Genomic DNA, 25,313 nt, shown 5'->3' on the forward strand with positions numbered 1-25,313 from the left:
AAAAATGAAAAGTGCAGTTTTTATAAAAAAGCTCAGAGAAGAACCCCAAACCCTTCAAGAATTGATAGAAAAAACACGATAATGAGCTTCTGACTCTCCCGATAAATCGGGACAGGAGGTCGCTGGTTCGAGCCCAGCTGGGCCCACAAAGGCTGGATTTTTTCCAGCCTTTCTTTTTTATTTTGAGTATGAATTTTTGCTACATCCTTTTCAGTCCCTCATTAGGAAAGTTTTATACCGGAATCACTCAGAAAAGCCTGGAGTCCAGAATTGAGAAACACAACATCCATTCCTATGGGAACCATCGATTCACTGCTAAAGCTTCCGATTGGGAATTATTTCTATCCATTGAAACCAACTCCTACTCCCATGCCAGGAGAATCGAACTCTATATCAAAAAAATGAAAAGTGCAGTTTTTATAAAAAAGCTTAGAGAAGAACCCCTAATCCTTCAAGAATTGATAGAAAAAACTCGACAATGAGCTTCTGACTCTCCCGATTCATCGGGATAGAAGGTCGTTGCCCCGACTCGTCGGGAGTCCCAGCTGGGCCCACAAACCCCGTTTACATTATGTATTCGGGGTTTTCTTTTTTTATAAAATTGATAGGTTATTCTTTTAGCTTTTTTGCTCCTCCCCCTCTTTCAAAACTCCACGACAATTCCCCCGAAAAACAGAAACAACCCTTGACTATACGAAACTTTTTTGATTAAATTATAAACATTAAAATGTTTAAATAATTAACACTTTAACCTTTGAGGTTTCTCTCCAAAATCAGTATCTGTAGACAGAAAATAACGATGTCTATGACTTCGTAAATCAAAAGACCATAAATCGTAAATGTTCATCAATTGCCATTCTCACTTCAGCTTCAAATATGGAACGATGTCTGTGGAAGCGCTGATCGCTGAGGCGAAAGGCAAAAAACTCGATGCCCTAGCCCTGACAGATATTAATTGTACCGCAGGTGTATTTCCTTTTATCCGTGCAGCCCAAAAAGTCGGCATACATCCTGTGATTGGAATTGATTTCCGAAATGGCATACAGCAACAGTACATTGGCTTAGCTCAAAATCAAGAAGGTTTCTTTGAGCTCAACAAACACTTATCCGAACACCTGATACACAAGCGAGCGTTTAAATCCCGAGCTACAGAATTCGAAAACGCTTTTGTGATCTACCCTTTTTCAGAAAAGTATTTCTCCCTTCGAGGAAACGAATACATAGGTGTACATCCCAACCAACTTAACCGTCTGGCAACTTCTCCTTGGATTCGAAAGAAGGAAAAACTCGTATTATTACAGCCGGCCACTTTTACCTCCAAACTCGAATTCAATGCGCATCGGCTGCTGCGAAGTATGGATCTGAATACTTTACTCAGCAAGCTTCCTACCGATGAACAAGCCGATCCTACGGATCAGCTCTACTCCTATGCTGACCTGATCGCCCGTTGCGAAAACCACAGTTACCTATTGGTCAATGCGCAAAAACTGCTCGAACAATGCCAGTTCTCCTTCTACTTTCAAGTTGTCAAAAACAAACGGGACATTTTGGGCTCAGACTGGGAAGATTTTGATTACCTACGGCAGGAAACTTTTAAAGGGGCAATTCGCCGCTACCCAGAATTTGGCCCCAAAATCAGTGAGCGAATTACAAAGGAACTCGAACTCATCCAGCAAAAGGGCTTTGTTTCCTACTTCCTGATCAATTACGACATCGTGACTTTTGCGCAGCACCGCAACTTCTACCACGTGGGTCGGGGCTCCGGAGCCAACAGCATCGTTGCCTATTGTCTGGGGATCACCGATGTAGACCCCATTGAGTTGGATCTTTATTTCGAGCGATTCATCAATCTCTATAGGGAAAACCCTCCTGATTTTGATATTGATTTCAGCTGGACAGATCGGGATGAGGTGACGGATTACATTTTCCGAAAGTATAATGAGGGAACAGAGGAACATGTTGCCTTGCTAGGGTCCTATAGCACTTTTCAATATAATTCCATGCTGAGGGAATTAGGCAAAGTCTTCGGTCTTCCCAAAACCGATATTGAGTCCCTCATCCATCATGCGGACAAAGTGGGCTATGAACCGGATCAATTTGGGAGGTTAATCATCAAATATTCCCATGTACTCCATGACATGCCTTCCCATCTGACGATTCATGCCTGCGGAATCCTGATCTCTCACAAACCCATCCATTACTACACAGCCACCGACATGCCCCCCAAAGGCTTTCCGCTTGCCCACATCGACATGCATACAGCGGAGGATATTGGATTGCATAAATTCGATATCCTGAGCCAACGGGGACTTGGCCATATTAAGTCTGCATTGGAAATCATCTACCAAAACCAAGGGGTAAAAGTAGACATCCGGGAAGTGGAGAAGTTCAAAAAAGACCCAAAAATCAAGGAACATCTTCGAACCGGTCATACCATTGGTGCCTTCTATGTAGAATCGCCTGCTATGCGTATGCTCCTAGCCAAGATGAAAGCAGACACCTATCTCGAACTCGTAGCTGCCAGCTCCATTATTCGTCCGGGAGTGGCACGCTCAGGCATGATGCGGGAATATATTCTTCGACATATTAATCCCGAGCGCAGAAAACAGGCTCATCCCGTCATGGCTGACATTATGCCCGAAACCTACGGCATTATGGTCTATCAGGAGGATGTGATCAAGGTAGCACACTATTTCGCGGGGTTGAGTCTAGCGGAAGCAGATGTACTGCGACGGGGTATGAGTGGAAAATCCCGCTCCAAGGATGAATTTCAGCGTGTAAAAGCCCAGTTCTTCGCCAACTGCAAAAAGCTCGGCCGGGAGGATAAAGTCGCTGCCGAAGTTTGGCATCAGATAGAAAGCTTTGCGGGTTATTCCTTTGCCAAGGGTCATTCTGCTTCCTTTGCTGTAGAAAGCTATCAGAGTCTGTATCTGAAAGCTTATTTCCCCCTCGAATTCATGGTGGGTGTGATCAATAATTTTGGGGGTTTTTATCATTCGGAGTTTTATGTACACGAGCTTCGAATGAATGGTGCAGATATTCAAGCTCCTCACTTGAATGAAAGCGAATACCTAACCCGAATCAGCGGGAAGACCGTTTTTCTAGGCTTCATCCATATGAAATACCTGGAAAAAGCAACCGTAGAAAAACTACTGAACGAACGTCGTGCAAATGGACCTTTTTTGGGATTGGCGGACTTTGTAGCTCGAGTGGAGATCGGCTTGGAGCAATTACTGATTCTTATCCGGATGACTTGTTTTCGTTTTACGGGTAAGACCAAACAGGAACTCCTTTGGGAGGCGCACTTTCTTCAAAACAAGCGAAAGGCGATTGTGAGTACGAATGAACTTTTCCGAACTTCCACTACGGAAATCAGCTTTGGCAAAAAACCTCCACAAGTTCCGGATTTGGACGAAACAGATATCCGGCAGGATATTCTTGATCAGATCGATATTCTGGAATTCCCCTTGGATTCTCCCTTCCACTTGGTCAAAGATCAAAGCATTCAAGGTATTCTCGCCAAAGATCTCCAAAGCAATCTGGGGAAAACAGTCATGCTACTTGGTTATCTAGTGACCGTGAAATATACCCGTACCGTCAAAGGCGAAGTAATGAACTTCGGAACCTTTCTGGACCGGAATGGAGACTGGATCGACACGGTACATTTTCCTCCCGTAGTAAAAAAATACCCTTTCAAGGGTCGGGCAATCTACCGGATCGAAGGAAAAGTCGTAGAAGAATTTGGATTCTATTCCATCGAAGTAAATCGACTGGAACGAATGGCTTATTGGAATGCAGGGGATTAAGAGTTACGAAAGAAAATTTTTACCTATCTTATTTAATCAATTGTAAAAAAATAAGGTAATTTGGATTATTCAGCGAGACCTGATAGCCAAAAAAGCAAAGGCTAATTTTTGAAAAACCCAAAAGCCCATTACTTTAGAAATTCATGCTCCATCCATAGCCTGTAGAATGAGCCTAGATTATAGTAGAAAACAATCCGTTGTATTTTTTTCAGACATTGTCGGCTACACCCGCCTAATGGGGAAAGATGAGGATAGAGCATTTGCGCTGATGCGCCAAAACCTCCAGATTCATCAGGACGTCCTTTCAAATTTTAGGGGACAAATCATCAAGGAACTTGGAGATGGTATTCTAGCTATTTTTGAAACGGTTCCCGATGCACTCGCAGCAAGTCTGGAGATCCAACGTCAACAAAGCCTCATTCCGGATATGTCCATCCGAATCGGGCTTCATATTGGAGATATCATTTTCGACAAAGGGGACGTATTTGGAGATGCTGTAAACCTAACTTCGAGAATTCAGGGAATTGGTGTACCTAATTGCCTTTTAATTTCCGAGCAGATAAAAGATCAAATCCCTGCTAAATCTGAATTTCAAACGAGCCGCTTAGGGCCATTCCGACTTAAAAATGTCGATCATCCAGTTGAGTTATTCGCTGTTACAAATCCACCACTAGTTGTTCCAAAGCGAACGGAGATCATCAAAAACATCCAGTTCCAAGAAAAAAATCCTTGGAAATTCTGGGCTGTTTTAGGAGCTTCTTCGCTCGTTCTATTGTACTTGATTTATTCTGTTTTTTGGAATAATGCTATCTGGGAAAAAGAAAAATCCGTGGCCATTTTACCTTTTGTCAATAGCTCTGAAAACCCAGATCAGGAATTCTTTTCAGAGGGATTAACTGAAGACGTAATCACACAAGTCTCCAAAATCGGAAGTATCAAAGTAATCAGTGAGGAAGCTGTTTCTAGATTTAAAAACTCCACATCTCCCCTAGACTCCATCGCGAAAGTTTTGAATGTGAGTACCATTTTAAAAGGCAGTGTGCAATGGATGGGAGATAAAATTCGAATTAACGTACAGCTGATTGACCCTGAAGACAACAAGAACTTATGGGCAGAAACCTATAATCGGGAAGCAACAGAGATATTCCAAGTTCAAGAAGCTATCGCAACGGAAATTGCTCGCGTATTGAATAGTAGCCTGAGTGCGGAAGAGCTTAACCAACTATCCAAAACTCAAACCAACAGCTTTGAAGCCTACGAACTTCATTTAAAAGGAAGGGAATTATATGCTAACTACGATAAGCAGTCTGTATTGGAAGCGATTGAATACTTTAAAGCCGCGATTAAAAAAGACCCCAATTATGCTTTAGCCTACGCAAGTTTAGCGGATTGTTATGCCCAATTAAATTACTTTGGAGAAGGGGATGAATGGCTGGATTCAAGCTTGGAGATGAGTGCCAAAGCACTAGAGATTGACCCCTATTTAGCTGAGGGTTTTAAGTCGCAAGGAAATGTCTATTATTATCGAGGGCAAAATGAATATGCTAAAATTTCTTTTGAAAAAGCCCGTGTCCTTAACCCGAATCTCAGTTCGGCCATCGGGAATTTAGCGACGGTTTATTTTGTCTCGGGTAACTTGACGGAAGCTTTAAAGCTTCAAAAAAAATCAGTTTCTCTGAATCCTACTAATTTCATTCCCTATCAGATATGTGGATGGATTTATCGGGAATTGGATCAATTTGACGAAGCTTATGATTGGTTAGATCGTTCTTATTCTCTTCAAAAAGATCCTGTAACTATTGAACAGAAAGCCTTTATTGAAATTGAAAAAGGGAACCTTACTCAAGCATTGGATTATATCGATTCTTTATTTATTGAAAAAGACGATACAACCGCATTGGATTTTTCAACAGCAGGAAATATAGCCTTCTTTGCGGGAGATTGGGATACTGCTGAAAGGTTTTTAATAAAGAGCATGGAAAAAACTCCAGAATTCGAACAAGATGAGTATTTCACCTCTCCTATTCTTTTAGCATACATTTATTCAGAAAATAAAGAGCTCCAAGAAGCAAAATCACTTACTGAAAAGTCAATGACTGTTCGGGAAAGTGCCATGGAGCTTTTTGGAGATGACTTTAACTTATACTTGGATTTAGCGCAGTTAGAAGCCATTCAAGGGGACCGATTGCAAGCTGTTAATTATTTAATTATTGCTGAGGAAAAGGGGTTACGAGACGACTTCTATATTCTCAATAATCCAATTTTTAAAAATTACCTTAAGGATGCAAGAATCCTTTCTATTCTGGAAAAGATCAGTCAGGAACGAATTAAAGCAAATCAAGAGCTTCAGTCTAGCGACCTGCAACGGAATAGGTAAATCCCTCCGCAACCCAATTCTTATTTTGCCAAAGATCTTTTTTCTAAAGAGAAATTTAATAGACTTTTCCAATAAAATAGGTTGGGTCAGGATCACCCGGAGCCGCCCCTCGCTGAAGGGAATCCAAAACCCCAACTTGGGTATTATGGTATAGTATTCCAGAGAAGATTGCCGCAGAAAAAGAAGTACCGGTAACCAAGGTATAACGAGGCTCAGATCCTGCATTTGTAGGAGCGGTAGTAAAGATATATTCTCCTGGTTCTACAAAATCAATAATCCGATTTGTTTCGCTATTGTCATAATTGGAAAAGAAAGAATAGAGAAAAGGTTGACCTGAAATTCCACCCTGAACTGATCCAACAGTAAATGTTTGAGCTCCATTACTATTGGAATAATTAATACAACCTGGAAAATTATCTTCAGAAGGTTCCGCTTCATTTCCAGCTGACATGACCACAAAAATTCCAGCATCAACCAAATCCTGAATGGCTTGGCTTATTTTGCCAGAGGTACACAAGTTTTGTCCATTTGTTGGTTTTCCAAGACTCAGATTCACAATATCGCCAGGGTTTCCTTTTAACAAAACATGTTCTAACGCTAATTCTACTCGCTTATCCGTGGTATTCAATTGCTTATCAAACACCTTAACAGAAACCATTTTTGCACCCGGGTATACCCCATTCATGTAAAATCCTCCGCTAGCAGGACTTGTACTTTCAGCTCCAATAATACCCGCAATAAAAGTCCCATGACCCGATTCATCATCGAATGGATCAGATGCATTTTTTGCAAAAGAAATACTTAGCGTATCAATAACTGAAGTGATATCTGAATGTGCGGTATCTATTCCCGTGTCAATAATCCAAACCTTGGTATCCTTATCAGGGAATGTTGACTCACCGGTGCGAATCAACTGAATAAATTCACTAGTTCCTTGCGTGGTGTCATAGCGGAGTTGTTCCTGCATCATGGGTCTTCTTCCCTGCTCAATAAAGGCCGCCTGCATCATAGGCCTTCTACCTTGAATATCAATGGAATTTGAAGACCCAAATTGTGATTGCTTGCTGTTTACCTTTTGGATAAGCTCATTTTTTCCCGCTTCATCTAATTCGGTAATCAATACAGAAACTTCACCGGAATACATTTTTATCAGAAGTGAATCTTTATGGATATCAATGGAAAATTCTTTTTTCAGAGCATTGGATACTTTAGCCTTCAATAGATTCATTGCCCCTTTACAATTTCCAGACTGAAAATCCTGACATTCTTGAAGTTGCTTTAGGGGTTTAAATTCATTTACGTCCTTAAATATGATTTCCAGTTCTTCTGACCCTGCTTGGGGATCATCTATGGGATTCTCATCTGGATTGCAGGAGCATTTAACAAAGAGAAAAACGAGTAAAAAAGGAAGAAGAAAATTTCTCATAACATTGAATATCAAATAATTAAAAATTAAAGAGTCACCAACAATTTATAAAAAACCATTCATAAAAACATTGAATACCTTTAATTCTTACTCATGCTCCTTGGTAAGCATCTTTTTATAGTAATCCAATTTTGCCAAAATATCGGGATCAAGTGTTGGAACTTCGATATCCTTCATTGTAGTCATCTTATCATGAATAATTTTAGCAACGATTACGCGTGCAGTATCCTTATCATCCGCAGGGATCACATACCAAGGTGCATGAGGAACAGATGTCTCGGCAATTGCTTCTTGATAGCACTCCTGATATTTTTCCCAAAGCGAACGCTCTTTTAAATCTCCAGGAGAAAACTTCCAATTATGCTTTTCATTTTCCAACCTCCTCAACAATCGCTTCCGCTGTTCTTCTTTACTTAAGTGAAGAAAAAATTTGAAGATCACTGTACCATTTGCAGCCACATGAGCTTCAAAATTTCGGATTTGTTCAAATCTCTTTTGCCAAAACTCCTCCGTGATATCTTCCACTTGATTTATTCCCGGGATATTTTCATTGAGTATGTATTCCGGATGAACTCTCGTTACCAAGACATTTTCGTAGTGAGTCCGATTAAAAACGGCATATTTTCCCCGCTCAGGTAAAGCATTATAATGCCTCCATAGGTAATCATGTTTTAATTCTAAAGGAGTGGGAGTTTTAAAGCTATGGACTACTACCCCACGCGGATTAAACTCTTGAAAAACCTCCCTAATTAAACTATCCTTTCCTGCAGTATCCATCCCCTGAAGACAGATCAAAACGCCATATTTCCCCTGCGCATATTGGGTATCTTGATGTTTACTCAATTCTTCTCTGTAGTTGTTCAGCATCTTCCTCTTTTCTTGACCCGATAATTTTACATCGATTAGAGTCGGGTAATCATCAAGTTTAAAAGGATGTTTTGCTAAAAATTTTTCGGGAGTTATATTTTTCATTTTTATTATAGCTTAAAAGAAAAGTTCGGAAGGAAATGAAAAACAAGATAATATTTTAACTTGAGATCAAAATCACCTAACCTGAAAGAACAATAAACCACCATGACTGAAATCCCTATCCGTTCAGGGCTTGGACAACGGTACCTAGCTTTAGATGTCCTTCGCGGAATGACCATTGCCTTTATGATCATTGTCAATACGCCCGGAAGTTGGTCCAATTTATATGGACCATTAGCACATGCCGACTGGCATGGCTTCACGCCTACTGACTTGGTTTTTCCTACATTTTTGTTTGTTGTGGGAAATGCCATGAGTTTTTCCATGAAAAAACTCTCTGAAATGTCCCGCGGCGCGTTCTTCCGAAAAGTTGGCAAACGAACGCTACTGATTTTCTTAATTGGATGGCTTTTAAATGCGTTCCCCTTCTTTGATTATTCCGAAACCGGGGCAATCCAATTTATCGACCTTACTGAAGTTCGCTTTTTCGGTGTTTTACAACGAATTGCACTCTCCTATTTCTTCGCCGCAATCATTCTTTATTACGGAGGTCTTCGAGCTGGATGGATCTTTTCCATTTCGGCACTGCTGCTTTATTGGCCAATCATGTACTTCTTTGGAGATCCAGGCGACCCATACAGCCTTAATGGTAACGCTGCTATCAAATTAGATTTGCTAGTAGTGGGAGCTGAAAGAATGTACATGGGTGAAGGTGTCCCATTTGATCCAGAGGGAATCCTAAGTACCCTTACTTCCATCGTAAATGTACTTGCAGGTTTTATTGTAGGAAAAATGATCCAAAAAATGGGCAATAATACCAAAACCGTTCGCTTATTACTTATTTCTGGAATTGTACTCGTTGCCTTAAGTTATGTTTGGGATTTAGGATTCCCGATCAACAAAAAGATTTGGACAAGTTCCTATGTAATCCTAACCGTTGGATGGGATCTCATTCTCTTAGCCGCTTTGGTATTTTTGATAGAAGTGAAAAACGCCGTGTCTTGGACCTATTTCTTTCAGGTCTTTGGAAGAAATCCACTTATTCTCTATGTCCTTTCGGGAGTGGTGATTTCAATATTTTCAATGATTCCGGTTGGCGATACTACGCTTAAGGGATTCATTTATTCCACAGCCTTCACCAGTTGGTTGGGTCCAAAAAACGCCTCCTTTCTTTTTGCCATCTCCTATATGCTATTGATTTGGCTTATTGGGCTTTGGATGGATAAAAAGAAAATCTATATCAAAGTCTAAATACAACAAAGCAATCCATGGGAACAGTTAGTGAACCTATGGATTGCTTTTATCATAGCTTGAAAGTGATTCAAGCCATCTTTTTTATTACTCCTCCTCGATTTCTCGAATTAATTCCGCATACCAATCTTCCCCATACTTTCTGACCAAAGCGTCTTTTAAAAAGCGATAGAGTGGAACTTGCAAACTCTTTCCTAATTGACAAGCTGGATCACAGATATGCCAACGATCATAGTTCACGGCATCAAATTGATCGTATTTCGTAATTCGGATGGGATATAAATGGCAAGAAATTGGTTTCTTGAAATCAATTTTTCCATCCAAATAAGCTTGCTCGATCCCACACTTCAATACTCCTTTTTGATCGTAGATAGCATAGGCACATTCCTGATTGTCACCAATCGTTGGAGTCCCCTTATCTCCATCTTTGTCGATCACCCAGGTTCCTTGACTTTCGATTACAGCTCTTCCTTCCGGGCTGAGATATTCCTTTACTTTTGGATAGATTTCTTCAAGAATTTTCGTTTCCTCTTCTTCCAGAGGAGCTCCTGCATCACCTTCTACACAGCAGGCGCCCTTACATGCTTCAAGGTCGCAGACAAAAAAATTTTCTTTGATATCATCTGAAAGGACCGCATTTCCAATTTGGATCATCTCTAATTTAATTTTTGCAAAGGTACATAATCCAAAAAGAAAGCAATCTCCATTATCGAGTTCTTCTGTTTTTCGATTTAAGGATGAATGCTTAATTCATTTTGGGATAAAAAAAGAACCGCTCCTTGTTAGGAGCGGCTCAACCCAGCACTATGAAGAAAAGCTATTTTTTAGCCTTTGGAAATAGAAACAGCCCTTAAGCTAAAAGGTTTTCAGATCGTTTGTTTTTTTTGATTTTTTTTGAAAAATTATTTAGACCATTAGCAAAACTGTCCTATCCACCTTTTTCGACTGTTTCTAAGGACTTTTTAAATATTGTTAGAATGGATTTTAAGGAGGAATCAAATAATAAAATTTCACGTTATTTGTATCGTGCAAGTCGGTCTGCCGCCGTTTCGTTCCGATTTCGATCGGAACTGGAAAGGAGGAAAGTCCGGGCAACATAGAGCACCATACTTCCTAACGGGAAGGAGTTTGGCTGGCGACGGTCAAACTACAGAAAGTGCCACAGAAAATATACCGTCCTGATCCCGATTGCTATCGGGATGGGATAAGGGTGAAAAGGTGGGGTAAGAGCCCACCGCTCCAGTGGTGACATTGGAGGCAGGGTAAACCTTATGGGTTGAAAGATCAAATAGGCCCCGGGCAAAGAGCTGCTCGTTCGATTTCTGCTTTGCAGAATTCCGGGGTGGGTAGATCGATGGATCCTGACTGTGAAGTCAGGGCTAGATAAATGGTAGACCATCTCTCCTTATTGGGAGCAGATGACAGAACCCGGCTTACAGACTTGCACATTTCTTTTTATCTTAGTCCCTATGTCAAAAATCTTGATTATTGATGACGAAAAAGTCATCAGAGCTACCCTTCGGGAAATCCTTGAGTATGAAAATTTTGAGGTATCAGAAGCCAGTGATGGTGAAGCTGGCCTTGAAAAAATTAAGAACGAGGACTTCGACCTAGTTCTTTGCGATGTCAAAATGCCCAAAATGGACGGAATTGAAGTCCTTACCCATGCCAAGGAACTTGGAAAGTCTCCACAGTTTATCATGATCTCGGCTCATGGAAGCATTGAAACCGCAGTAGAAGCTACGAAAAAGGGTGCTTTTGACTTTATTCCCAAACCTCCGGATCTAAACCGGCTGCTACTAACTGTTCGAAATGCACTAGAAAAAAAGAATCTGGTGACCGAAACGAAAGTTTTGAAAAAGAAGCTTTCAAAGAAATTTGACATGGTCGGTGAGTCACCTGCAATTCTTCATGTGAAAGAAACCATCGAAAAAGTCGCCCCGACTGAAGCACGTGTTTTAATCACAGGACCGAATGGAACAGGAAAGGAATTAGTGGCACATTGGGTACACCAAAAAAGTAACCGCTCTGCGCAGTCTTTTGTAGCTGTAAACTGCGCAGCAATCCCCTCTGAATTGATCGAATCAGAATTATTCGGTCATGAAAAAGGAGCCTTTACTTCGGCCCATAAGCAACGAGCAGGGAAATTTGAACAGGCGCAGGGAGGAACTCTCTTCCTAGATGAAATCGGAGACATGTCCCTATCTGCTCAATCCAAAGTTCTCCGGGCTTTACAGGAAAATTTGATCAACCGAGTGGGTAGTGATAAGGACATCAAAGTAGATGTACGAGTTTTGGCAGCAACCAACAAGGATCTGAAAAAGGAGATTGAAGAAGGAAATTTCCGGGAGGACCTCTATCATCGATTGAGTGTCATCGTCATTCAGGTTCCTGCCTTAAAAGACCGAATAGAAGATATTCCGCTTCTCGTGGAAAAATTTCTACAAGACATTGCCCAAGAAAGTGGTGACGCTAAACGTAACATCAGTTCGGAAGCACTCCAAAAACTTCAAGAGTATCCTTGGACTGGAAATATTCGAGAATTACGAAATGTAGTGGAACGATTGGTTATCCTCGGAGAAGATCCTATCAGTTTGAATGACATTAAAAAATATGCTGACTACTAAAAGTCAGCATTTTTTTATCCATTTGCTCTTTCAACAGTGTCAGCTTTCGCATAAGCAGGACAAGGCTTACTAGAAGCACAGGCACCCAAAGCAAGAACTCCAATCAACAAGGCAATCGTGGCTAATTTTTTCATCTATTTTATAGTTTTAAAATCAAATATGTCTAATTAATTGTATTCTAACAATTACTGCACCAATAAATTACACCCGCGGATTTCGGAATTATCAATTCTTCCCAAAACTTCCAATTCTCCTTTTTGATTTATCCTTCCCAAATCTTGGGTCTCTATAAAGGCACAGGAATGGAAATTTGCCAAATCAATCACATTAATTCCTCCTTGGGACCGGGTAGACCAGCTGAAGGGATCATTGATATCCCGAATTAGAACGTGCATACAGTCGGGAATCGTATAGACCCCATCCCCTTTTGAATATGCTTGGGACATTAATTCAGTCATACCATATTCAGAATGGATTGTAGAAACCTGGAAATAGGCTTTCAATATATCATGAACTTCTTCCCGAATCATTTCCTTTCTTCTCCCCTTCATTCCTCCTGTTTCCATAACGATCAAATTTTCCATGGTTGAAAAATCCTTCTCTGATTCTGCCAAATCCAAAAGTGCAAAAGTCACTCCCAGCAAAAGTACTTTCCGATCATCATTTCGAAGCTCGTTTAGCTTTCGCAAAAGTTCATCCTGATTGTACAAGTAAAAGCCAGAATGAGAGGACTCCGATTGTTGAATAAAATAATCTGCCATAGCAACCAAACTGCTTCCCTGACGCTCCAAATAGGCAGGCAACAAGGCTAAGACATGAAAATTCTTAATCGAGCCATATTCATGCTCAAAAAGGCGTAAGGCATGTTCCAAATACCAATCCTTAGACCAAAAGTAATGGCGACTACTAATCATACCGGTCGTCCCAGAACTGGTAAACTCACCTTCAAAACTATCTAATGAGGCAGAAACAACCGGAAATTCTTTAAAAAAACGAATGGGAAGAAAGGGTATTTCTTCTAAGGCAAATATGGATTCAGGATGAATTTTTCGAGCCTGAAGGTATTTCTGGTAAACAGGGTTGGCATTTGCCTGAAAGCGGAATATTTCCAAAGCCAGCTTTTCAAAATCAGACTTATTGAAATCTCTTAGCTTTTCCGAAAAACTTTTAAAATCCTGCATCGTTTTATAATTTGCATCAAATCGGATAGGAAAACTATTCCACCGCTAAATTAATTCGGCACATGCGTTTCAACAGAATTTCAAGTATTTTCTTTTCCATACTTTTAGTGAGTGGTTGTGTCAACCCTCCTGACAATTTCCCTTCTGTCCCTAGCATCACTTTTGAATCTCTAGAATATGTTCCTACCTCAGGCCCGGATTCTTTAATCGTAGGGATAGATTTCCAAGATGCCGAAGGAGATTTAGGATTGTCCGCTACGGATATCAACCCACCCTTTAATGCCTTGGAATATCAACGGGATGTTGCGGGGAATTTAATCACCTATTCCAGACGTCCAGCTGAGGCTCCTAGCTACAACCCTATTGACTGGGTGATTGATCCTATCATCAACAATCAGACAGTAAAAGACACAATTTGGGTTAAACAAAATCCCAATCAGTATAATATTTTCGTAAAGTTTTTTGTCAAACGAAACGGTCAATTCACTGAATTTCGCTGGGAAGACCCTCCCTTTTATACAACGTTTAATGGACGCTTTCCAAGGATTTTGACCACAGAAGATGGTCAAGCTGTTGAGGGAAATATCAAATATGCGATGCTGTCTTCAGGCTGGGAATCTATCTTCAGAAATGACACTATTCGGGTTGACATTCAAATTCAAGACCGGCAACTTAATCGAAGCAATGAAGTTTCCAGCGATCAAGTAACGCTAAGGCAAATCACCAGAAACAACCCATAAAAAAAGGAGGTTTAAGCCTCCTTTTTTTATATTCTATTCCATTTAAATTTTTGGAAATTTCTTTGGGTTTGTCTCGTGCATGAGTGCGTAGACTTTTTCAATTACATCGTCTGCACTCGGTTTGGAGAAATAATCCCCATCTGAGGAATAAGCAGGTCGATGCGCTTTTGCAGGGAGAGTTTGAGGTTCTGAATCTAAGAATTTAAAGAGTTGTTGCCCCTCAATTGCCTGTTGCAGCATGTAAGCCGAAGCTCCTCCCGGCACATCCTCATCTGCAAATATCACCCGATTGGTTTTTTTCACAGATTCTCCAATAACTCGAAACCGATCAAAAGGAATAAGGGTCTGAACGTCAACCACCTCAACTTCAATTCCCATGGAAGATAATTCGGCTGCTGCTTCCAATACAATTCTACACATGGAACCATAAGTTACAACAGTCACATCCGTTCCTTCCCGAATTACTTCCGGTTTTCCTAGAGGAACCGTGTATTCCCCCATGTTCTCAGGAAGCTTTTCTTTCAACCGATATCCATTCAAACATTCAATAACGATTGCTGGGTCATCTGATTGCAACAAGGTATTGTACATCCCTGCAGCTTGTGTCATATCTCTCGGAACGCAAACCAACATTCCTCGAAGAGTGGACAAAATCATTCCCATTGGAGATCCAGCATGCCATACTCCTTCCAGTCGATGACCTCGTGTTCTAACAATCAAAGGAGCCTTTTGACCACCTTTTGTTCGGTATTGCAATGAAGCTAAATCATCGGAAAGCATTTGCAATCCATAAAGCAGGTAATCCAAATACTGAATCTCAGCTACGGGACGTAAACCTCGAAGCGCTGTTCCGATCCCTTGACCGATGATAGTACACTCTCGAATACTTGTATCCGAAACGCGAAGCTCCCCATATTTTGCCTGTAAACCTGCAAATGCTTGGTTTACATCTCCAATCTTTCCAACATCCTCACCAAAAGCGAAAAAACGTGGGTCTTGCCCTAATTTATAATCAAAGAATGCTTGTAGTACTTCTCTCCCATCCACTAACGATGGAGAATCAGAGTAGCTGGGAGCAACCTCTTTGACTTTCAGCGCTGACCATTCTGACTCGGAATATAAATGGCTGCTGTAGCGTTCATGGTTTTTCTCCTGCTGCTGCTCGTACCAATCATGAAGCTTGTTTTTACCTTTACCTTGATCGAAGCGCAGGTTAAATAATGCCTTTCTTACAGTAGAAATCACATCCTTACGAATAGGATTGATAGTTTTGGAAAGATCATGCGCTAACTGCTCCAAAACCACCTTTCGGTTACTTTCTTGGGCAGCTTCCCGGATAAGCGTTACTGCTTCGGAAAGTTCTTGTTTGATCTCTCCCATGAAATCGGCCCAAGCTGCTTCTTTTTCTTTTTTGACTTGTGCCTTAGCTTCAGCATCAATCCGATCCAATTCATCGGCGGAAGCTAATTCTCTGGAAAGTATATATTCTCTAAATTTCTTAATGCAATCCCATTCCTTTTCCCAATCGAGTCGCTCTTTAGATTTATAGCGTTCATGTGAACCGGAAGTACTGTGTCCTTGTGGCTGAGTCATTTCCTCCACATGGATAAGTACAGGGACATGTTGCTTTCTTGCTAGATCTCCTGCCTTTGCAAATGCATTAAACAACCCTTCGTAATCCCAACCTTTAACCTTGATAATTTCAAAGCCTTTTTGATTTTCAGTTCGCTGAAAACCAGCCAATGCCTCAGAAATACTTCCTTTCGTCGTGTGGAATTCTTTTGGGACAGAAATTCCATACCCATCATCCCAAATGGCAGTAACCATCGGAACCTGCAATACTCCTGCTGCATTGATGGATTCAAAAAACATCCCTTCAGAAGTGGATGCATTTCCTATTGTTCCCCAAGCAACCTCATTCCCGTTTATTGAGAAATCTTTGAATTGCTTCAGGTCTTTATTTTCCCGGTATAACTTCGAGGCGAAGGCTAAGCCCAACAGCTTGGGCATTTGAGCAGCTGTAGGTGATATATCTGCTGCAGAGTTGTATCGCTCGGTAAGTGGCTTCCAAGAACCGTCGTCGTTTAGGGAGCGGGTTGCAAAGTGCCCGTTCATTAATCTTCCTGCACTTGCAGGCTCAGCTTCCACGTTGGTATGGGCATAAAGTTGAGCGAAATACTGCTGAACAGTCAGCTCTCCTAAGGCAAACATAAACGTTTGATCCCGATAATATCCGGATCGAAAATCCCCTTTTCGAAAAGCTCGCGCCATGGCAATCTGAGCCAGCTCTTTACCATCTCCAAAAATCCCGAATTTTGCCTTTCCCATGAAAACTTCCTTTCTACCCATCAAGGATGCGTGCCTGCTAAGCAAGGCAATCCGGAAATCATTTAGTACGGCCTCTCGATCTGCTCTTGAATCTTCCACCTTTTTTGCGCTTTTTTCTGCTATTGCCATACGCGTTAATCTAAAGTTACTTTGGGTTTGATCTTTTTCTTCGAAATCAAAAATAACCAAAACCATCTATTTTGCAAATATCTGAATAATATGATTGCGATCAAAAATTTTGAATAACCTTAAAAAAACTCGTTATAACCGAATAATATTTTGATTTAGCTTGATTTTTATTAAAAAAGTCTGATTTGCAAACACCTCTAATATTCTGAGTTTCAAACAATTCTCCAAAATTAATTCTCGGAATTTTTCATTATAAAAATTTAAATTTTGAAATTTTATACAAATAACTACTCAATCAAAAAATATTATTCGGATTTTTAATTTTTTTCAAAATCATACCAAATACTATTCTAAAAATAGCATTTGAAACCTTCTCCCTGATTATCTTTGCGCCACTATAAATCCAAATTTAGCAAGCCATGATAATAGGTGTTCCTAAGGAAATTAAAAACAATGAAAACCGAGTTGCCCTTACTCCTGCAGGAGCTAAGGAATTGGTAAAAAGAGGTCATACAGTCTATGTTCAGCATACGGCTGGAGAAGGAAGCGGATTTTCCGATGAAGCTTACGAAGCTGCAGGTGCAAAAATCCTTCCTACCATTGAGGCTACTTATGAGATCGCTGAGATGATCATCAAGGTAAAAGAACCTATTGAACCTGAATATGCCTTGATCAAGGAAAATCAATTGTTGTTCACCTATTTCCACTTTGCTTCCTATGAGCCTTTGACCAAGGCTATGGTTGCGAGTAAGGCTGTTTGTTTGGCATATGAAACGGTTGAAAAAGCAGACCGAAGCCTTCCTCTGCTAGTACCTATGTCTGAGGTGGCAGGTAGAATGGCCGTTCAAAAAGGTGCTAACTACCTTGAAAAGCCCCTAAAAGGCCGAGGAATTTTGTTAGGAGGCGTACCGGGAGTTTTACCTGCAAAAGTTTTGATTCTAGGCGGTGGCGTAGTTGGAACACAGGCTGCATGGATGGCTGCTGGTTTGGGGGCAGACGTGACTATTATGGACGTTTCCCTTCCTCGTATGCGTTATCTGGATGATGTCATGCCAGCTAATGTGAACACCATGATGTCCAATGAATACAATATCCGGGAGATGATCAAATCCGCCGACTTGATAATCGGTGCTGTGTTGATCCCAGGAGCAAAAGCCCCTCACTTGATCACTCGAGACATGCTAAAAGATATGAAGCCAGGAACTGTCTTGGTTGACGTAGCTGTAGATCAGGGAGGATGTATCGAAACTTGTAAACCTACTACGCACGAAAATCCAACCTTCATCATTGATGATGTAGTGCACTACTGTGTTGCGAACATGCCAGGGGCGGTACCTTACACCTCTACCCTAGCCTTGACAAATGCTACTTTGCCTTATGCTATTCAATTGGCTGATAAGGGATGGAAGCGCGCAGCAAATGAAAACCCAGAACTTGTACCAGGCTTGAACGTAATCAATGGCGATATTGTCTACAAAGCTGTAGCTGAGGCCTTTGGAATGGATTATGTTCCTGTTGAGAAATATTTATAATTTTCAATCAATCAAAAAGAAAATCCCCTCCGGTATGCTGGTGGGGATTTTTTTATGTCAATTCACAAAATCCAAATACTGTTTACTCAACCATTTTTCCTCCAAAGCCAACTTACACCAACCATTGGACTCGCCTGCAATAAATACTTCCTCCGATTTTGGGAGATTGCCGACAATCGAATAGGATGTTCCCGGACCACTTCTTACCCGAAGAACTGTCGCATTGACCGTGGCTCTTTTAACTTCAAGGGTATAGCGACTGTAAACCCAATGCGATTGACTTTTAGAAATTTTCAACCAATTGTTTTTCTCATCATAAATCCGAAGCACTGCTCCCCGTTCCACAGGAGCCCGATCACTAGCCTTCGATTCTGAACCCGAAGGCCCAACTCGTACATTCAAGCGATTGGCGGTAACAACTGCATATCGTAAGCTTGGTGGAACAAGCGGTAGCGGACTTCCTCCTAGTTCTTCCTGAATTAATGGAGCAAAATTTTGATTGAAATCCTGGACTTTATTACCTCCAAAAAAATTGTTCCCAGGACAAGATTTATTATTTCCCGATCCATCATTTCTTCTCCCTGTGCCCAACTCAAACCAATGGTGGTAAACGATACTGTTGGGATTGACGGGAAGATTAAACTTTTGGCAAATAAGAGCAGTCGTTTTAATGATCGCCTGACGCTGTGCTGCTGTCATCTGATCCCCTCCCACATCAAAATTTCCCAAATGCTCAAAACAAATGGAATGCTGATTATTTCCATAAATACAAGCCGGGGTGGCCTCCAAAGACCTACCCGTCACAATTTGCCCATCAGGAAAAATGGTGAAATGTTGACCAATATCACTCCAACCATTTGCGCCCACATGGTGGTTTTTCATGGCGAGTTGCCTTTCAAAATGATTACTTCCATTGAAATGGGAATAATTCGGCACCCAGGTATGATGTTGTTGGACATGCAGAATTGTTCGTGCAATTCGTTGGGAGTTGACCCAATTTTCAAACTCCCCCAAATTCATTTTCAAAAATCCATATTTCGATTCCATAACAATAACATTTAAAAGTTGACTACCAATGAAAGGAATAAGTTACAAAAAATCAGGAAGGAATTGATAATGAACCAATTGGAATTCATTCTAGTCGACAAACCCCATGGCAAAGGCTATCATCCGCAGGCCAAATCCTATCATTACTAGCCCTACTAGCTTGTTTAAAACCTTCATCAGCCTTGAGGTCACAAACCGCAATAGCTTTTTAGCTATATAAGCCTTTAATAAATCAATAGAAAAAACCGTTGCCAAAATCCCAACATAATAAAGAACCACAGATACCGATTTCCATTCTTCTTTTAAGGAAACCAAACTGGCTATTGAAACCCAAAATAAAAGCACAAAGGGGTTTATTCCATTGATGCTAAATCCTTTCGTAAAGGCTGTTCGCTTTCGTAACTGAGGTATCCCTATCCCTCCTGTATTTGGTCGCTCAACCCGCTTTTTAAGCAATGAACCAATCCCAAATCCAATAAGAATAATCCCTCCTACATATCCCAAACCCTTTTCAAAAAGGGTTACATCTGCTAAAAACCGTACTCCAAAATAGGTAATGACCACATAAATGCCATCACTTACCAAAATCCCCAATGCCAGCACAAAGGCAAATCGAAATCCATTTTCTAGGCTACTTTGGATCAGTATAAAAAAGACAGGACCTATCATTGCCGAAAGCAACAATCCCATGCTCACTCCTTCCAAAAGTGCAGAATTCAATCTTTTGCTCCTTTCTCTACCAAATAACTTAGCCAGGATTGAATTAAACTCCCTTTAAAAATCAGAGTGAATTTATTTTGACTGGTTTTCATATGTAAAAAGAATTTTAAGCTCATGGCGATGTATTTCCACAGGACGGGAATAATCCTGCTCCAAACTTTCCCGAAGCCTTACTCCTTTTTTTAGCAAAGTACTGATGATCGCTATATCTTTGTTGAGGCTGGTTTTCTAAAAATCTTATTCTAAAATAGAAAATGGATATCAAAGCAAATCTTGAAACCGTAAAAAAATCATTCATCAACCCCCAATGTCAATTGATTGCAGTGAGCAAAACCAAACCGGTTTCGCTTCTGAAGGAAGCTTACGATGCGGGGATCAGGGACTTTGGGGAAAATAAAGTACAGGAAATTCAAGACAAGCACCCTCAAATGCCAGAGGATGTCCGATGGCACATGATTGGTCACCTTCAGCGAAATAAAGTCAAATACATCGCACCGTTTGTTCATTTAATCCATGGGGTAGACTCTTTTAAACTCCTTAAGGAAATTGAAAAACAGGGAAAAAAAGCAGAGCGGAAAATCCCGGTTTTACTCCAAATGCATATTGCTGAAGAAGAAAGCAAATTTGGCTTTGACCGAAAAGAACTACAGGAAATGCTTGAAGATCCAGAATTCCAACAGTTCCAATATGTTGTGATACGAGGACTCATGGGCATGGCCACTTTTACCGAAAACAAGGATCAAATCCGTAAAGAGTTCAGAGGGCTTAAAAACCTTTTTACCGAACTGAAAAACCGGGATTTACCTGGTTTTATGCAACTGGAAGAGCTTTCCATGGGAATGAGTGGGGACTATTTGATTGCTCAAGAGGAAGGGAGCACGATGGTCCGAATCGGTTCGGCTATTTTCGGGGCAAGAAACTATTAAAGCCCATTTTTAGAACCAATCTTAAAACCTTTTGAATTCACATGAACGGAAAACAAATCATACAACTTGCTGCTATTTTTGGAGCTTTGGCTGTAGCAATCGGTGCGTTTGGCGCACATGGGCTTGAAGCAACCTTAATCAAAAATGGTCGAGTAGATACGTTTGAAACAGCCGTCAAATACCACTTTTACCATGCGTTGGGAATTTTCCTTATCGGGATCCTCGCGCTTCAAAAACCGGATTGGCGAGGACTGAGCTTTTCCGCTATCAATATGATGATCGGGATTCTCATATTCTCAGGTTCCCTATACATTCTTTCTATTTTTGGAATCACCTGGCTAGGTGCCATTACCCCTATAGGCGGGGTTGCGTTTATCATAGGTTGGCTGGGGATTTTTTGGGCAATGAAAAAGAACCAACCGAATGCTAAATAAATCGAAAGAAGGAATCTTACTCCTTGGGCTTTTTTTTATTCTAAGTCCTTCTTTTTCGCAACTTTCAAGGACTCAATATGAAAAGCTCGAAAATTCCCTAAGTGAAACCAGTTTTTTTGGAGGGCACCTGACGGGATTTGTGTTGTATGATTTAGATTCTCAGCAAGTTTTGTATGAAAAAAACTCTCAAATCCGATTTACCCCGGCCTCAACTACCAAACTTTTCACGCTCTTTGCCAGCATTTTGATCCTGAATGACTCGACCCAAACGCTCCGGTATGTTGCATCCGGAGATACACTGAAAATTTGGGGAGCAGGAGACCCAAGCTGGGGATATTTGGATCTTCCTCAGCCAGACTTTACTTCCTTTTTCGAGCCCTATTCTATCATTCAATTTTCCGACGCAAACCTAAAATCTCCAAATTGGGGTTTGGGGTGGCAATGGGATGATTACTTGTATTACTATTCGGCGGAAAGGACTAGTCTGCCGATTTATGGAAATCTTCTAAAGGTGTTTCCAGGCAAGCAAAACCCACAGGTATTTCCGAAAAAATTCCAATCCGAGGTTTACAAAACACATATAGAGATCAAGGATATGGAGCGTGATTTTCACCGAAACAGGTTCGCATACAATCCAAAACTTTATCGGGGAAGAGAAGATTTTCTACCCTTAATTACTTCCCCGGAACTATTGGTCGAATTGGCTTCTGAAAAAACCGGAAAACAATGGGTTTACCGCGCGGACAGCCTACCTGAAAATCATCAAGTATGGAGAGGAACTTCCCTCTTTCCGATTTTGAAAGAAATGATGATCGAAAGTGATAATTTCTTGGCGGAGCAGTTGCTATTTATGGTTTCAGATCGGCTTTTTGGTGAAATTGACTCCGAACGAGCTATTGAATACATGGTCGAAAACTATTTTTATGATCTTCCTGATGAACCCATCTGGATTGACGGGAGTGGATTGAGCCGTTATAATCTATTTACTCCCCGAACTATGATAGCCCTTTTTGAAAAGATCTATCGAATCCTTCCGGATGAAATGCTTTTGGAGCTTTTGCCTACAGGAGGGGTTTCAGGAACCATTGAAAATGGCTATAAAGCGGCTACACCCTATATTTTTGCCAAAACAGGCACCATGAGTAATAATCATAGCCTCGTGGGGCTCATAAAATGCAAAAGTGGAAAACAGTATGCCTTTGCATTTATGAACTCCAATTATCCTTGGAAAGCATCTGAAGTTCGCCGAGAGATGGAAAAAGTGCTGATCCAAGTTCGAGACATGCTTTAATTATCTTTCGTATAATTGGTATTTTGACCATATCGTCTAATAATTGGAAAGAACAAATAACCCTAATCCAATCCTCATGCAAAAAAGAACCTTTATAAAAAGCTTAGGACTTGCCGCAGCTAGCCTTCCATTTATGGGTTTTTCTTCCGGAAAAAATGAATTGGCTAAAAAAACACAATATCCTCACTCGCTAAAAAAAGGAGATATGGTTGGGCTAATTAGTCCCTCTGCCGCAACTGCAGATCGAATGCAGTTTACCTTTGCAAAAGAGGCGATGGAAGCTTTGGGGTTTCAAGTCAAGTTAGGAGCAAATCTCATGAACCGTCGTGGTTATTTAGCCGGTACAGATGAAGAACGAGCTGCAGATTTAAATAGCATGTTTGCAGATCCAGAGGTCAAAGCAGTAATATGTATCCGAGGAGGATCAGGAGCCGCTCGGATTTTACCCTTGATCGATTATAAGTTGATTCAAAAAAATCCAAAACCCATTTTGGGTTATTCAGACATTACAGCTCTCCACCAGGCCATTTATTCTCAAACAGGACTTATCAGTTTTCATGGCCCGAATGGAACAGGTAGTTGGAATAGTTTCAATGTCAAACAATTCGAGCAACTATTCTTCAAACAAGAACTTGTTCAGTTTCAAAATGAGCAAACGAAAGGAGATGATCTCGTCATCAAGTCAAACCGAATTCAGACGCTCCATTCTGGAATTGCAAAGGGACGGATCTTAGGAGGAAATTTGACCGTTTTAACAACCCTATCCGGAACACCCTACTTCGCCGACTTCAAAAATGCAATTCTATTCATTGAAGATATTGGAGAGGATCCCTATCGAATTGACCGCATGATGAGCACTTTGAAATTAAACGGCACTTTAGATCAAATCAAGGGATTCATTTTTGGACAATGCAATGATTGTGAACCGGGAGGCGGCTATGGCAGCCTGACGGTTGACCAGGTTTTAGATGATTATATTTTACCATTGAAAATACCCGCATATAGCGGCGCTATGATTGGCCATATTTCAAAACAGTTTATTGTTCCTCATGGCGCTCTCGTGGAAATGAATGCTGATTTGGGTACCTTTACACTTCAAGAACCAATCTTTAAATCATGATGAAATGGATGCATTTGGCAGGATTAATCCTGGGATTTGCAGCTTGCAATCCATCCGGTCCGAAAAGCAACGAAAATGAATTCACCGACATGAGTCCGAAAACATTCAATTACTTGGCGCTTGGAGATAGCTACACCATTGGAGAAGGCGTTCCTGAGGAAGATCGTTATCCAAATCAATTGGTTTTTCGGTTAAATCAAGAAACAGATAACCAATGGAGCAAGGCAGAAATCATTGCCAAGACTGGTTGGACTGTAGACGAATTGGAAGAAGGGATTAATCAGGCAGCTCCCACAGGAGAGCCCTATGATTTGGTCACCTTGTTAATCGGCGTTAATAATCAATACCGAGGCCGCTCAGTAGATGAGTATCGGGTTGAATTTGAACAAATGCTTCGAAGAGCCATTGGTTTTGCAGGGAACCTTCCCAATCATGTGGTCGTCCTTTCTATTCCTGACTGGGGAGTCACTCCATTTGCAATTAATCGTGGGACGGATCAAGAAAAAGTAAAGCAGGAAATCAATGCTTTCAATGACACCAAAAAGGCGATCTGCAACAAATTTGGAGTGAAATTCATCGATATTACGGAAGACTACAGGGAAATCGGCAACCTCCCCGAGATGGTGGCGCCGGATAATCTTCATCCTAGTGGAAAAGTATATGAACGATGGACTTCGAAACTTTTTGACCATGTAAAAAATCAATACTAGCCCATGAAAAACATTTTATATATCTGCTTTTTGGGAATGATATTTCTTTCCTGCCAATCTCAACCTGAAGGGACTCATGAAACTTGGTGGATCAATTCCTCTAAGGTGGATTGCGTGGGTGTTGGCCCGCAATCATGCTTTCAGATTTCAAAAGCAGAGGAATTTGACCGTCAGAATTGGGAGCTTTTTTATAGTGAAATAGAAGGTTTTGAATACGAGCCAGGAAACATTTACCATATCAAATTAGAAATCATCGATAAAACCGGGGAACTGCCAGCTGATGCTTCCTCCAAATCCTACAAGCTTTTAGAGGTTTTGAGCGTAGAGTCTGATTTAAGTCTGCGGTTGACCAATATATGGAAGGTGATTCAAGTTGGAGAGCTACAAAACCCTGTCGGATCTCTTGATGGAAATGAATTGACTTTTGAATTCAATGCTTCGGAAAAAACCTATTTTGGACAATTGGGCTGTAATACGATTAGAGGAGGAATTGCTGAAAATGACGGAGAAAACCTGAAACTGGGATTAGGAGCTACTACTATGATGGCATGCCCGGACATGGAAACAGAACAGAAAATCAGTAAAGCCCTGATCGAAACCACTCGCTATCAAATACAGGAAAATGAATTGGTCTTTTTCGACCCGGAAGGAACCGAACTGATCCGATTCAAAGCGGTGGACTGATTGAAAATCTTTCAG

General features: G+C 40.9%; 20 protein-coding genes and 1 other RNA gene. 14 read left to right on the forward strand and 7 right to left on the reverse strand.

The features are described from left to right. Positions 1-188: 188 nt before the first annotated feature. The 3 genes from HWE15_RS15315 to HWE15_RS15325 all read left to right on the forward strand — a co-directional run bounded on the left by HWE15_RS15315 (position 189) and on the right by HWE15_RS15325 (position 6,183). Positions 189-482: a GIY-YIG nuclease family protein gene (locus HWE15_RS15315; RefSeq protein WP_290508420.1), complete on the forward strand. Its 294-nt coding sequence runs from the start codon at positions 189-191 to the stop codon at positions 480-482. 357 nt (positions 483-839) lie between these two features. Continuing rightward, the gene (locus HWE15_RS15320) at positions 840-3,806 is read left to right on the forward strand and encodes a PHP domain-containing protein (protein ID WP_290508421.1); all 2,967 of its coding nucleotides are present in this window, start codon (positions 840-842) and stop codon (positions 3,804-3,806) included. A gap of 166 nt (positions 3,807-3,972) precedes the next feature. Beyond that, positions 3,973-6,183 (forward strand): adenylate/guanylate cyclase domain-containing protein, encoded by a 2,211-nt coding sequence (locus HWE15_RS15325; protein ID WP_290508422.1) that lies wholly within the window; start codon positions 3,973-3,975, stop codon positions 6,181-6,183. A 55-nt stretch (positions 6,184-6,238) separates the two neighbouring features. Here HWE15_RS15325 and HWE15_RS15330 read toward each other — a convergent pair whose 3' ends face one another. Beyond that, positions 6,239-7,609 (reverse strand): S8 family serine peptidase, encoded by a 1,371-nt coding sequence (locus HWE15_RS15330; protein ID WP_290508423.1) that lies wholly within the window; start codon positions 7,607-7,609, stop codon positions 6,239-6,241. An 87-nt stretch (positions 7,610-7,696) separates the two neighbouring features. Then, positions 7,697-8,581, reverse strand: coding sequence for a PPK2 family polyphosphate kinase (locus tag HWE15_RS15335; protein WP_290508424.1), 885 nt, complete (start codon positions 8,579-8,581; stop codon positions 7,697-7,699). A gap of 102 nt (positions 8,582-8,683) precedes the next feature. On the opposite strand from HWE15_RS15335, the gene HWE15_RS15340 reads away from it, so the two are divergent. Continuing rightward, positions 8,684-9,829 (forward strand): acyltransferase family protein, encoded by a 1,146-nt coding sequence (locus HWE15_RS15340; protein WP_290508425.1) that lies wholly within the window; start codon positions 8,684-8,686, stop codon positions 9,827-9,829. An 87-nt stretch (positions 9,830-9,916) separates the two neighbouring features. On the opposite strand, the gene HWE15_RS15345 is transcribed toward HWE15_RS15340, so the two are convergent. Beyond that, complete coding sequence (locus tag HWE15_RS15345; RefSeq protein WP_290508426.1) at positions 9,917-10,483, reverse strand: DUF3109 family protein; 567 nt, start codon at positions 10,481-10,483, stop codon at positions 9,917-9,919. A gap of 371 nt (positions 10,484-10,854) precedes the next feature. Between HWE15_RS15345 and rnpB the strand changes: the two genes are divergently transcribed. Both rnpB and HWE15_RS15355 read left to right on the forward strand, forming a co-directional pair. Then, positions 10,855-11,281, forward strand: an RNA gene (gene rnpB / locus HWE15_RS15350) — RNase P RNA component class A. 17 nt (positions 11,282-11,298) lie between these two features. Continuing rightward, on the forward strand, positions 11,299-12,456 hold the full coding sequence (locus HWE15_RS15355) for a sigma-54 dependent transcriptional regulator (protein ID WP_290508427.1): 1,158 nt from the start codon (positions 11,299-11,301) through the stop codon (positions 12,454-12,456). A gap of 185 nt (positions 12,457-12,641) precedes the next feature. Here the strand turns inward: HWE15_RS15355 and HWE15_RS15360 are convergent, their stop codons facing one another. Next, the gene (locus HWE15_RS15360; protein ID WP_290508428.1) at positions 12,642-13,637 is read right to left on the reverse strand and encodes an acyl transferase; all 996 of its coding nucleotides are present in this window, start codon (positions 13,635-13,637) and stop codon (positions 12,642-12,644) included. 62 nt (positions 13,638-13,699) lie between these two features. Here HWE15_RS15360 and HWE15_RS15365 point away from each other — a divergent pair, with 62 nt between their 5' ends. Next, positions 13,700-14,377: a hypothetical protein gene (locus tag HWE15_RS15365; RefSeq protein ID WP_290508429.1), complete on the forward strand. Its 678-nt coding sequence runs from the start codon at positions 13,700-13,702 to the stop codon at positions 14,375-14,377. A gap of 42 nt (positions 14,378-14,419) precedes the next feature. Here the strand turns inward: HWE15_RS15365 and HWE15_RS15370 are convergent, their stop codons facing one another. After that, positions 14,420-16,834 carry a thiamine pyrophosphate-dependent enzyme gene (locus HWE15_RS15370; protein ID WP_290508430.1) on the reverse strand — a complete coding sequence of 805 codons (2,415 nt, stop codon included), beginning with the start codon at positions 16,832-16,834 and terminating at the stop codon, positions 14,420-14,422. A gap of 419 nt (positions 16,835-17,253) precedes the next feature. On the opposite strand from HWE15_RS15370, the gene ald reads away from it, so the two are divergent. Further along, positions 17,254-18,366, forward strand: a complete 1,113-nt coding sequence (gene ald, locus HWE15_RS15375) for an alanine dehydrogenase (RefSeq protein WP_290508431.1) — start codon at positions 17,254-17,256, stop codon at positions 18,364-18,366. 57 nt (positions 18,367-18,423) lie between these two features. On the opposite strand, the gene HWE15_RS15380 is transcribed toward ald, so the two are convergent. Together HWE15_RS15380 and HWE15_RS15385 are read right to left on the reverse strand one after the other, a co-directional pair. Further along, the gene (locus tag HWE15_RS15380; RefSeq protein ID WP_290508432.1) at positions 18,424-19,413 is read right to left on the reverse strand and encodes an SH3 domain-containing protein; all 990 of its coding nucleotides are present in this window, start codon (positions 19,411-19,413) and stop codon (positions 18,424-18,426) included. 90 nt (positions 19,414-19,503) lie between these two features. Next, complete coding sequence (locus tag HWE15_RS15385) at positions 19,504-20,133, reverse strand: LysE family transporter (protein WP_290508433.1); 630 nt, start codon at positions 20,131-20,133, stop codon at positions 19,504-19,506. Positions 20,134-20,387: 254 nt separating this feature from the next. On the opposite strand from HWE15_RS15385, the gene HWE15_RS15390 reads away from it, so the two are divergent. The 6 genes from HWE15_RS15390 (at position 20,388) to HWE15_RS15415 (ending at position 25,298) form a co-directional block, all read left to right on the forward strand. Continuing rightward, the gene (locus HWE15_RS15390; RefSeq protein WP_290508434.1) at positions 20,388-21,059 is read left to right on the forward strand and encodes a YggS family pyridoxal phosphate-dependent enzyme; all 672 of its coding nucleotides are present in this window, start codon (positions 20,388-20,390) and stop codon (positions 21,057-21,059) included. Positions 21,060-21,100: 41 nt separating this feature from the next. Then, positions 21,101-21,493 carry a DUF423 domain-containing protein gene (locus tag HWE15_RS15395; protein ID WP_290508435.1) on the forward strand — a complete coding sequence of 131 codons (393 nt, stop codon included), beginning with the start codon at positions 21,101-21,103 and terminating at the stop codon, positions 21,491-21,493. Next, positions 21,483-22,784, forward strand: coding sequence for a D-alanyl-D-alanine carboxypeptidase (locus HWE15_RS15400; protein ID WP_290508436.1), 1,302 nt, complete (start codon positions 21,483-21,485; stop codon positions 22,782-22,784). Before HWE15_RS15395 ends, HWE15_RS15400 begins: the two co-directional genes overlap by 11 nt. A 76-nt stretch (positions 22,785-22,860) precedes the next feature. Then, a complete protein-coding gene (locus HWE15_RS15405; protein ID WP_290508437.1) occupies positions 22,861-23,904 on the forward strand; it encodes an LD-carboxypeptidase in 1,044 nt (347 codons plus the stop codon). Further along, positions 23,901-24,614 (forward strand): SGNH/GDSL hydrolase family protein, encoded by a 714-nt coding sequence (locus tag HWE15_RS15410; RefSeq protein WP_290508438.1) that lies wholly within the window; start codon positions 23,901-23,903, stop codon positions 24,612-24,614. Before HWE15_RS15405 ends, HWE15_RS15410 begins: the two co-directional genes overlap by 4 nt. A gap of 3 nt (positions 24,615-24,617) precedes the next feature. Then, positions 24,618-25,298: a DUF4377 domain-containing protein gene (locus HWE15_RS15415; protein ID WP_290508439.1), complete on the forward strand. Its 681-nt coding sequence runs from the start codon at positions 24,618-24,620 to the stop codon at positions 25,296-25,298. Positions 25,299-25,313: the final 15 nt, after the last annotated feature.

Source organism: Algoriphagus sp. (assembly GCF_013373065.1).
Classification (GTDB): Bacteria; Bacteroidota; Bacteroidia; order Cytophagales; family Cyclobacteriaceae; genus Algoriphagus.